Here is a 1,541-nt window from a genome sequence, read left to right as displayed (position 1 = left end):
TCAGACTGCTGACGAACCCCGTCGATTTTCGGCGGGGTTTTGTTTTGCGCGTTGATTGAGCTTTGTAAATTGGTGTCAGGAGAAGATGTCAGGAGGCTGGCGCTGCGCATCTGGCCTCAGGCGGGTGCTGGTTTTGGGCTTGGCCAGAGGCTGATTGCGATCTTTTTCATGTTCTGGGTGGCGGCGGCGATCAGGCACTGGCAGGCGACGCCGGTTCGCCCTCGGAAGCGGGCATAGCGGTGGCCGAAGAGCTGCTTGGCGTCGGCGAAAGACCGCTCGACCGTCTCCTTGCGGCGCCGGTAGATGGCCTTGCCCCATGCGGTCGAGCGATTGGCGTCGACCCGCTCGCGGGCGTCCTGCCAGACATGGCGCGTGATGGTGCGTTCGGCCTTGGCGTTTGAGGTGCAGGAGGCCAACAGCGGACAGTCGCGGCAGATCGCCGGATCGCTCCTGTAATGCCGGTAGCCGCTGCGGTCGGTTGTGGCATAGGCAAGCAACTGGCCCTGCGGGCAACGATAGCCGTCCGCATCCGGCTCATAGACGAAGGCGCTCTTCCTCATCATGCCGGGCTTGGGCGGGGTCGGGTTGCGATAGCCGGTGACGCCCCTGATCGTCCTGTCCTCCAGCCCCTTGGCGATGCCCGGTGTGGCGTAGCCGGCATCCAGCCCCGCAGCCGCCACATTGAAGCCGAAGCGCTCCACCTGGCGGTCGAGCCGGCCGAGATAGACGATCGAGTCATGCACGTTGGCCGGCGTGGCGAACGTGTCGGTGATGATGCCGCAACGGCCATCCACCGTGCGGTGATCGAGATAGAAGAAGCCCTTCGGCTTGCCCTCGCGCACCATGTAGCCGGCCTCCGGATCGGCACGGCTGACCTTGGTCTGCTTCTCGGGCGGCTTGCGCTGCTTCTGCTTCAGCGGCTTTTGGCCATGCAGCGCCCGCTCCACCTCGATGGCGCGGTCGAGTTCGCTCCAGTAGTCGGCCCGCGACTTGGCGACCAGGGCAAGGTCGTATTTGCCCTTGTTGGCATTGGCCTTCAGATGCGTGCTGTCGGTGTAGAGCACCGTCCCGTCCACCAGCCCCGCCCGGATCGCCTGCTCGACGATGCGGTCGAAGATCGCCTGCGCGATCGTCTCGTCCTGGTAGCGCCGGCGCCGGTTCTGCGACAGCGTCGAGGCGTCGAACACCTTGTCCGTCAGCTTCAGCCGCAAAAACCAGCGGTAGGCGACATTGACCTCGATCTCGCGCACCAGCTGCCGCTCCGAGCGCACGCCGAACAGGTAGCCGATGAACAGCGCCTTGAACATCAAGGTCGGATCGAGCGGCGGTCGGCCATTGTCGGCGCAGTAGAGCGGCGCTGTCAGATCGTGGATGAAGGAAAAGTCGATCGCGCGATCGATCTTGCGCAACAGGTGGTCAGCCGGAACCAGCTGATCCAACGTCACCATCTCGAGCGCGGTCTGTTCAGGGGCGGGTCGCTTCAACATGACCCAGTGAATCAAAAACCCCCGGCAAATGCCAGGGGTTTGTCAGCAGTCTGA

At 63.9% G+C, this 1,541-nt stretch carries 1 protein-coding gene; it reads right to left on the bottom strand.

The window, feature by feature from the left end; all coding sequences use genetic code 11:
- Positions 1 to 116: 116 nt before the first annotated feature.
- Positions 117 to 1,487 (bottom strand): IS1182 family transposase, encoded by a 1,371-nt coding sequence (locus tag FJ548_RS29675; protein WP_140700126.1) that lies wholly within the window; start codon positions 1,485 to 1,487, stop codon positions 117 to 119.
- Positions 1,488 to 1,541: the final 54 nt, after the last annotated feature.

Source organism: Mesorhizobium sp. B2-4-17 (assembly GCF_006441275.1).
Classification (GTDB): Bacteria; Pseudomonadota; Alphaproteobacteria; order Rhizobiales; family Rhizobiaceae; genus Mesorhizobium.
Note: the sequence above shows the minus strand (reverse complement) of the source record. Positions and strands in the feature narration are given on the sequence as shown.

Coding starts and splice junctions, on each gene's coding strand:
- FJ548_RS29675 (WP_140700126.1), bottom strand. CDS start 1,487: ATGTTGAAGCGACCCGCCCCTGAACAGACCGCGCTCGAGATGGTGACG.